At 61.9% G+C, this 8,469-nt stretch carries 9 protein-coding genes; 5 read left to right on the forward strand and 4 right to left on the reverse strand.

Annotated elements, in window-relative coordinates:
- From xdhB to uraH, 3 genes are all read right to left on the reverse strand, one after another.
- On the reverse strand, window positions 1-1,984 hold a 1,984-nt coding region (xdhB, locus tag J0I64_RS06850; protein WP_291406850.1), incomplete at its 3' end, for a xanthine dehydrogenase molybdopterin binding subunit.
- Window positions 1,984-3,450 (reverse strand): xanthine dehydrogenase small subunit, encoded by a 1,467-nt coding sequence (gene xdhA, locus J0I64_RS06855; protein ID WP_291406851.1) that lies wholly within the window; start codon window positions 3,448-3,450, stop codon window positions 1,984-1,986. The genes xdhA and xdhB, both read right to left, overlap by 1 nt.
- A 3-nt stretch (window positions 3,451-3,453) precedes the next feature.
- Window positions 3,454-3,807 (reverse strand): hydroxyisourate hydrolase, encoded by a 354-nt coding sequence (gene uraH / locus J0I64_RS06860; protein ID WP_291406852.1) that lies wholly within the window; start codon window positions 3,805-3,807, stop codon window positions 3,454-3,456.
- Between the two features lie 155 nt (window positions 3,808-3,962).
- Between uraH and J0I64_RS06865 the strand changes: the two genes are divergently transcribed.
- Both J0I64_RS06865 and puuE read left to right on the forward strand, forming a co-directional pair.
- The gene (locus J0I64_RS06865) at window positions 3,963-4,946 is read left to right on the forward strand and encodes a LysR family transcriptional regulator (protein ID WP_291406853.1); all 984 of its coding nucleotides are present in this window, start codon (window positions 3,963-3,965) and stop codon (window positions 4,944-4,946) included.
- 105 nt (window positions 4,947-5,051) lie between these two features.
- Window positions 5,052-6,470: an allantoinase PuuE gene (gene puuE / locus J0I64_RS06870; RefSeq protein ID WP_291406854.1), complete on the forward strand. Its 1,419-nt coding sequence runs from the start codon at window positions 5,052-5,054 to the stop codon at window positions 6,468-6,470.
- Between the two features lie 140 nt (window positions 6,471-6,610).
- Here puuE and J0I64_RS06875 read toward each other — a convergent pair whose 3' ends face one another.
- Window positions 6,611-7,099, reverse strand: a complete 489-nt coding sequence (locus J0I64_RS06875; RefSeq protein ID WP_291406855.1) for an SRPBCC domain-containing protein — start codon at window positions 7,097-7,099, stop codon at window positions 6,611-6,613.
- Window positions 7,100-7,151: 52 nt separating this feature from the next.
- On the opposite strand from J0I64_RS06875, the gene J0I64_RS06880 reads away from it, so the two are divergent.
- From J0I64_RS06880 to J0I64_RS06890, 3 genes are all read left to right on the forward strand, one after another.
- The gene (locus J0I64_RS06880) at window positions 7,152-7,481 is read left to right on the forward strand and encodes a metalloregulator ArsR/SmtB family transcription factor (RefSeq protein ID WP_291406856.1); all 330 of its coding nucleotides are present in this window, start codon (window positions 7,152-7,154) and stop codon (window positions 7,479-7,481) included.
- Window positions 7,482-7,556: 75 nt separating this feature from the next.
- Entirely contained in the window at window positions 7,557-8,375 is an 819-nt protein-coding gene (locus J0I64_RS06885; RefSeq protein WP_291406857.1) for a bifunctional allantoicase/(S)-ureidoglycine aminohydrolase, read from the forward strand.
- Between the two features lie 3 nt (window positions 8,376-8,378).
- The coding region (locus J0I64_RS06890) for an ureidoglycolate lyase (RefSeq protein ID WP_291406858.1) at window positions 8,379-8,469 on the forward strand (91 nt) is incomplete at its 3' end.

The raw sequence follows: 8,469 nt of genomic DNA on the forward strand, positions 1-8,469 counted from the left end.
CAAAGCCACCCTCGACCTGACCGATCTCACTCGCCGGATTGAGCGAACGGCCGACATCTTCGAGCACATCGGCCCGATCCACCTGATATTCGCCGGTACGCGTATCAATGGTCACCTCGGCCGCCGCTGCGCCATAGGCATAATAGTAAAACGGCCGCCCCCGCCCAGTGGCCCGATCCCAGTGGATCTTCGGCGTCTTGTAGAAACCCGCAGCGCTGAGCTGCACGCGGTTCATCCAGCAGGACGTGGCGAGTTCGGCAAACGACACGAACTGCTTGCCCGCCTGCACGCCGCCATCGACCCAATGCACATCCTTGGGCTCGACCTCATAGATGAAGGCAGCGTGTGCCGTCATCCGTTCCTTAATCTGGTTCGCGCCATCCTGCGCCGCCATACCATTGAGATCAGTGCCGGACGACGCAGCAGTCGCCGAGGTATTGGGCACCTTGCCGGTATTGGTCGCCATGATCTGCACCTGGCTGACCGGCACACCAAACACATTGGCCACCACCTGCGCCACCTTGATATGGAGCCCCTGCCCCATTTCGGTACCACCATGGCTGAGATGGATCGAACCATCGCGATAGACATGGATCAACGCACCGGCCTGATTATGCCAGGTAGCAGTGAAGGAGATGCCGAATTTGACCGGCACCATGGCGATACCCTTGCGTAATACCGGGCTGGTCTTGTTGTACTCAAGAATAGCCGCGCGCCGCGCAGAATAGTCCGAACTCTCCTCAAGATCGGCAATCACCCGGTGGATGACATTGTCCTCTACGGTCTGGTGATAGGGCGTCACATTATTGGTGTCGGTGCCATAGAAATTGGCCTTGCGGATTTCGAGCGGGTCCTTGCCCAGCGCATAGGCAATATCCTCGATCCAGCGCTCCGCCCCGATAATCCCCTGCGGCCCACCAAAACCGCGAAAGGCGGTATTGGACACCGTATTTGTAAAGAGCGGCAGCGAGTTGACCCGCACCGACGGATACCAATAGGCATTGTCGCAATGGAACAGCGCCCGGTCGGTCACCGGACCCGAAAGATCCGCGGCATAGCCAGCGCGCGCCGCAAAGGTCGCCGTCACCGCCTGGATTTTTCCGTCGTCATTGTAGCCGACATCATAGTCGACCAGAAAATCATGACGCTTCCCGGTAATCTGGAAATCGTCGTCGCGATCCGGCCGGATTTTGATCGCGCAATTGAGCTTTTTGGCTGCGATCGCGGCGACCGCCGCAAAGAGGTTCCCCTGCGTTTCCTTGCCGCCAAAGCCACCGCCCATGCGGCGCATATTGACCGTGATGGCAGCATGAGGAATGCCCAGAACCTGGGCCACGATCACCTGAATTTCGGTCGGGTGCTGGGTCGAGCAGTGGATCGTCAGCTCATTGTCTTCCCCCGGCACGGCCAGCGCCACCTGGCTCTCAAGGTAGAAGTGCTCCTGCCCGCCGATCCGCACCTGCCCTTTGACCCGGCGCTGCGACGCGGCCATTCCCGCCGCCACATCGCCACGCTCGAGCTTTAGTGGCTCAGTGACCACCTTGCTCCCCGCCGCAATGGCATCTTCCATCTCGGTGAAGAACGGCAGTTCGGCATATTCGATTTTTGCCAGTTTTGCTGCCCGCCGCGCCGCATCGCGCGTCTCGCCGATCACCGCAAACAGCGGCTGCCCCCAGGTAACGACGCGCGTCGTGGCAAACACCGGCTCATCATGCTTGTGCACCGAGCTGACATCATTTTCCGCCGGCACATCCTCAGCCGTCAGCACCGCCACCACGCCCGGTGCCTTGCGCACGGCATCGAGGTCCATGGACAGGATATCGGCATGCGGCTTCGTCGAGAGCCCGAGATAGGCATGCAGCATGCCCTCGGGCTCGGGCAGATCGTCGATATAATCGGCCTTGCCCGCCACCTGTTTGATGGCGGAATCGTGTTTTACCGACACATGCAATTGCGGCTGGGCGATCGAAACCGGCTTGTTCATCACGCCACCTCGCGCTGCAGCCGCTGGCCTTGGCCAGTGGTATCGAGAAAGAACCGCTTGAGCAGGTTTTGTGCGCTGAGCAGACGATACTCGCCACTTGCCCGCATGTCGGTCAGCGTCTGATAGTCCTCAGCAAACGCAGCCAAGGCCACCTCAACCGTTTCCATCGTCCAGGGCTTGCCGACCAGCATCGCCTCAACCGCCTTGGCTCGTTTCGGCGTCGCAGCCATGCCGCCAAAGGCAATCCGCGCCATGTCGACAACGCCAGCATCATTGACGAAAATCCGGAACGCCCCGCACAGCGCCGAAATGTCTTCCTCGCGCCGCTTGGAAATCTTGTAGGTGGCAAACTTTTCGCCCGCCGGCACCAGCGGCAGTGTCACGCTCGCGACGAATTCGCCAGGCTGCCGATCCTGCTTGCCGTACGCGACAAAATAATCCTCAAGCTTGATCTCGCGCCGCTGCTCGCCCCGCCGCAGGCTGAGCTTTGCCCCCAGCGCAATGAACGGCGGCGGCGTATCGCCAATCGGCGAGCCATTGGCGATGTTCCCGCCGATGGTCCCCATATTGCGGATCTGCTCGCCGGCAATACGGTTCCAGAGTTCACCCAATTGCGGAAAGTTCGCCTGAATGACCGGCAGCGCTTCCGAATAGGACACCCCGGCATAAAACCGCACTTCACTGGCATTCTCGGCAATGCGCTTCAATTCCTGCAGATGACCGATAAAGATCACCGGCCCGATATTGCGCATGAATTTCGTCACCCAAAGCCCGACATCGGTCGAACCGGCGACGATCCGCGCACTCGGGTTGGCTTCATAGACGGCAGCAAAATCATCAAGGCTCGCCGGAACGATGATCTGCTTATCGCCCTCGCCAATGACGACGCGACGCCCATCATTAATCGACTTGATCGTATCCTTGACTGCAATCCGCTCAGCCCACAGCACATCGCCCTGCGGCTGACCATAGGTCCCCATCGCCTCGCCCGCGCGAATGATCGGCGTATAACCGGTGCAACGGCAGAGATTACCCTGAAGCGCCTTCTCGATCGCCGGTCGCGTCGGGCTCGGTTCACGCATCCACAGCCCATAAAGGCTCATGACGATGCCGGGCGTACAAAACCCGCACTGCGACCCATGGTGATCGACCATCGCCTGCTGCACCGGATGCAGCGCACCGTTCTCGCCGCGCAGGTGTTCGATAGTGACGACATGCGTGCCATGGAGACTGCCCACGAACCGGATACAGGCCGTCACCGAGTCATAAATGACCTCGTCGCCAACCAACCGCCCGACCAGCACCGTGCAGGCCCCGCAATCGCCCTCGGCGCAGCCTTCCTTCGACCCGCGCAGTCGCCGTTCCAGCCGCAGCCAATCGAGCAGCGTCAGGTCCGGCGCGACATCGGTAAGAGTGATTTCTTCGCCATTGAGGAGGAACCGAATGGCGTTCGCGACCTCCACCATGGCTCAGCTCCCCCGATAGGTTGAGTAGGCGAAGGGGCTCACGAGCAACGGCACGTGATAGTGCTTGTCCTCGGAGATCGTAAAACGGATCGGCACCACATCAAGAAACGGCGTCTCGATCTCGACCCCGATGCGCTCAAAATATTGCCCTACATGGAAGCGGATCTCGAACTCGCCCTGCTGGAACTGGTCGTCGGCCAGGAGCGGTTGATCCACCCTACCATCGGCATTGGTGTAGCTGTCGCCAAGGTGATGCGTGTGGTCGCCGTGCACGAAGTGTAGTTCGAGGCGCATGCCGCGCGCCGGCTTGCCCGCCATCGTGTCGAGAACGTGAGTGGTAAGGCGTCCGCCGGCCATATGCTGCTCCTATGCATGCCGCCCGAACGTGGGGCCGTTTCGGTGCGACACGCGCAATTCGTTTCCCCGAAGAGCACCATAGAACCCTGAATCTGCTCTTGATACTCTCAAATTGGAAGCACTATGCTGCCGAAACGGCAACAGCAAGTCCCATCATGACCGACAAGAGCCCGACCGCCGAACGCCCCCGTGAACACGCCCTGTCCGCCGGCCTCCTCGCCCGCGTCTTCCACCAGCCATCGCTGCTCTATTTCAACGCCGTCGCCACCCACCTGTCCATCCGCGAGGCCGCCCGCCGCCTAAACGTCGCCTCCTCCGCCGTGACCCGCCAGGTCGCCCAGCTCGAAGACGCCCTAGGCATCACCCTCTTCCTCCGCGACAAGCGCCGCATGCGCCTCTCGCCCGCCGGCGAAATCCTCTTCCGCCATTCGAGACGCCTTACCGCCCCCATGGAAGCCGCCGTATCCGAAATCGAACTTTTGCGCGGCGTCCGCGCCGGCGTCGTCCGCATCGGCACCGTCGAAAGCGTCGGTCTTTCCTTCCTGCCCCGCCTTATCACCGAATTCGGCAAGCGCTATCCGCGCCTCACCATCGATCTATCGATCGTCTCATCCAGCGAGGTCGTCGAACGTCTCGTCGAAGAGCGCGTCGACATCGGCTTCGGCTTCATCGCCAAGCCCCCTCGCCAGGTCGATATCGCCTTCCGCCGCGACGTACACATCGGCGCCGTCATGGTGCCCGATCACCCCCTGGCCTCGGCGCAAAACCTCACCATGGACCAGTGCCTCGACCACGCGCTCGCCGTCGCTCGCCCGGAAATCTCCATCCGCGAAGTGATAGAACCCTTCCTCCGCCGCTCGGGCGCCATGCTGCCACCCATGGTAGAGGTCAATTCCATCCGCATGCTGGTCGAGCTGGCCCTTGGCGGCCATTACCTCTCGATCATGACCCCTATCGGCGCTCAGAACGAAATCGCCGATGGCCGCCTGATCTTCAAACCACTGAGCGACAGCGGCTTGCCCACCAACCGCTTCGGCATCCTGGTCCGCGCCGGCAGCTCGCTCCACCTCGCCCCCGCCATCTTCTTCGACCACGCCAAGGGCTATTTCGAAGACCTGCAGTTACCGGGAGCGATCTGAATCTCGACACACACACCCAGCGCGTCATTCCCGGTGTGACAGCTAGCGCAACTCGCGCACATAGAGTTACGCTACATGCGTTTTACGACCACTCACGAGTCCCCGATGAACCGCTACCCCCGCGATATGCAAGGCTATGGCCGCAACATTCCCAATGCGAACTGGCCGGGCGGCGCCCATGTGGCGGTGCAATTCGTGCTCAATTACGAAGAGGGTGGCGAGAACAATATCCTCCACGGCGACGCCGCCTCCGAGGCATTCCTCGTCGACGTCCTCGGCGCCGCCCCCTGGCCCGGCCAGCGCCACGCCAATGTGGAGAGCATGTACGAATACGGCGCCCGCGCCGGCTTCTGGCGCCTCCATCGCCTCTTCACCGAGGCCAATCTACCGGTCACTATCTACGGCGTCGCTACCGCCCTGATGCGCGCACCCGAACAGCTCGCCGCCATGCAGGACGCCGGCTGGGAAATCGCTTCCCACGGCTACAAGTGGGTCCAGCACAAGGACATGCCGCCCGGGGAGGAGAGTGCTCAGATCGCCGAAGCGATCCGCCTCCACACCTTGGCAACCGGCTCACGCCCCCTCGGCTGGTACACCGGCCGCTCGTCGCTCAACACCGTCGATCTCGTCGCCGAGCGAGGCGGTTTCGCTTACATTTCAGATACCTACGACGACGATCTTCCCTACTGGAAAGTCATCCACGGCAAGCCGCAGCTGATCATCCCCTATAGCCTCTCGACCAACGACATGCGCTTCGTCACCGGCCCGGGCTTTGACAATGGCGAGGAATATTTCCAGTTCCTAAAAGACACATTCGACTGCCTCTACGCCGAAGGCCAAGCCGGCAGCCCTAAGATGATGTCCCTCGGCCTTCACTGCCGCCTCGTTGGTCAGCCAGGTCGTTTCCAGGGCCTCAAGAAGTTCGTGGACTACATCAGGACTTTCGACAAAGTCTGGGTTCCGACTCGTCTTGCCATCGCCGAACACTGGGCCAGGGAGCACCCGTTCGTTGCGCCCGAAGCGGTCCCCAGCCAGCTCGACCGCGCCGACTTCGTCGCCCGCTACGGCTCGATCTTCGAGCACTCCGCCTGGATCGCCGAACGCGCCTGGGATGATGAACTGGCCCCGGCCAATGACACCGCCGTCGGCCTCCATTTCGCACTGCGTACCCAGTTCCGCGCCGCCACACCCGAAGCACGCCTCGGCGTCCTCCGCGCCCATCCCGACCTTGCTGGCAAACTCGCCGCCGCCAAGCGCCTCACGGCCGACTCCACCGCCGAGCAGGCCTCAGCCGGCCTCGACGCCCTGACCGACGCCGAGCGCGAAAAATTCACCGCGCTCAACACCGCTTATGTTCAGAAATTCGGCTTCCCCTTCATCATCGCCGTCCGCGACAACACCAAGGCCAGCATCCTCCAAGCCTTCGAAAAGCGCATAGCCAATAGCGCCGAAGAAGAACTCGCCACCGCCTGTGCCCAGGTCGAGCGCATCGCCCTGCTAAGGCTCAAGGCATTGCTGCCCTAGCCACCGCCCCGAGCCGACCCTTCCGTCGTCATTGCCGGGCTTGTCCCGGCAATCCATCTCACCTCCGCCGGGGACCACCGGGACAAGCCCGGAGGTGACGACGGAACATAAATTAAGGGCGCAAATCCAGCGACTTATCCCTACTTGTAGAATCCTTCCCGCAGGTTGATCCCGTGCTCAAGATAAACCTTCATGGCGCAGAGCATCCCGGTCCAGCCCTCGCAATTGCCATATGATGCCTTCTGCGCCGCGGCATTGTCGCGCCAGCCGCTTTCGGCAATGGTCACCAGCGTACGTCCGCCTTCGAGCCCCGCAAAAGTCATCGTTACCGTTGTGTCGTAGCTCCCCGCCTCTACCGTTCCGTCCGCCGCAGCCCAACGCAGCACGATCTTCTCGTCCTGCACCACCTCGACGACCTGCACGGGAAACGCACCCGGAAAATCGTGAAAATCCCAGGTGACCGTCGCGCCTGTCTCCAGCCGCCCCTTGGCACCACCCGTAGTAAAATAGCCCGACAAATTTTTCGGGTCGGCCACCGCCTCGAACACCTCATGCACCGGCTTGCTGATCCGGCCCGACACCGAAAATTCCGGGCTCGGACGAGGCCCTTTGCTGACCACAGCACGCATTTTCTTGCTCCTCTCGCTTGACCCACAAAATCATATGTTATAAAAATATAACATGTCAACAGACGACGCAGACGACCTGATTTTCAAGGCCCTCAGCCACCGCATCCGGCGGCGCATGCTCGACGTGCTGAAATCCGGCGCAGCCACCACCGGCACACTTTGCACCGCCTTCCCCGAACTCGACCGCTGCACTGTCATGCAGCATCTCGGCGTGCTCGAAGAAGCTGGCCTCGTCGTCGCCGAACGTCGCGGCCGCGAGCGTTGGAACCATCTCGACGCCTTGCCTGTCCACGCCATCCACGAGCGCTGGATCGGCCCCTACGCCGCCTATGCGGCGAGCATGCTCAGCCGCCTCAAGCGCGAAGTGGAGCTCAGCGAATAAATCCCCGCCGGGTCTTGGCCTCGCCCGGCAGATGGCTCTAGTCTCTCAGGGAAACGTCCTACCGATAGCCGAGCCATGACGAACACTTACGCCACCCCCGCTGCCGGCCTGCCCGTGCAGATGGCCCTTCACACCGGCCGCGCCACCTTCAATGAAGCCTATGCGCTCATCCCGCGCGGCGTCATGCGCGACATCGTCACCTCGTACCTGCCTCACTGGCGCGAAACGCGCCTCTGGGTCATCGCCCGGCCCCTCTCCGGCTTTGCCGAGACCTTCTCGCAATACATCGTCGAAGTCGCGCCCGGTGGCGGCAGCGAACGTCCAGAGCAGAATCCGGAAGCCGAAGGCGTCGTCTTCGTCGTCTCAGGCCAGTTGCACCTCACCATCGCTGGCCAACCCCATGTCTTGAAAGAAGGCGGCTACGCCTTCCTGCCCCCCGGCACGCATTGGGCCCTCGCCAACCGCACCACCGAACCGGCCAGCTTCCACTGGGTACGCAAGCGCTACGAGGTGGTGGAAGGCATCGACATCCCAACAGCCTTCGTTACCAACGAACGCGAACAGCCGATCCGCTGGATGCCGGGAACCAAGGACACCTGGGGCACCACGCGCTTTGTCGAACCAAACGACATTCGCCACGACATGCACGTCAACATCGTCACCCTCGAGCCCGGCGCCGTGATCCCGTTCGAGGAAACCCACGTCATGGAGCACGGCCTCTATGTGCTCGAGGGCAAGGCCGTCTATCGGCTCAATCGCGACTGGGTCGAAGTCGAGGCCGGCGACTTCATGTGGCTGCGCGCCTTCTGCCCACAGGCCTGCTATGCCGGGCCGGAGCGTTTCCGCTACCTGCTCTATAAAGACGTCAACCGCCACGCCAAGCTGCCGTTCTGACCCATGACAGACCGCACCATTTTTATCGAACCGCTAACCCCGGAAGCCTTCGCCCCCTTCGGCCAGGTCATCCAGACAGCCGGCTCGCACCACT

It is taken from the genome of Devosia sp. (assembly GCF_017307565.1).
GTDB lineage: Bacteria > Pseudomonadota > Alphaproteobacteria > Rhizobiales > Devosiaceae > Devosia.

Excerpts from the sequence above, each read along its gene's own strand:
- xdhA (WP_291406851.1), bottom strand. The coding sequence starts at position 3,450 with ATGGTGGAGGTCGCGAACGCCATTCGGTTCCTCCTCAATGGCGAAGAA.
- uraH (WP_291406852.1), bottom strand. The coding sequence starts at position 3,807 with ATGGCCGGCGGACGCCTTACCACTCACGTTCTCGACACGATGGCGGGC.
- J0I64_RS06865 (WP_291406853.1), top strand. The coding sequence starts at position 3,963 with ATGACCGACAAGAGCCCGACCGCCGAACGCCCCCGTGAACACGCCCTG.
- puuE (WP_291406854.1), top strand. The coding sequence starts at position 5,052 with ATGAACCGCTACCCCCGCGATATGCAAGGCTATGGCCGCAACATTCCC.
- J0I64_RS06875 (WP_291406855.1), bottom strand. The coding sequence starts at position 7,099 with ATGCGTGCTGTGGTCAGCAAAGGGCCTCGTCCGAGCCCGGAATTTTCG.
- J0I64_RS06880 (WP_291406856.1), top strand. The coding sequence starts at position 7,152 with ATGTCAACAGACGACGCAGACGACCTGATTTTCAAGGCCCTCAGCCAC.
- J0I64_RS06885 (WP_291406857.1), top strand. The coding sequence starts at position 7,557 with ATGACGAACACTTACGCCACCCCCGCTGCCGGCCTGCCCGTGCAGATG.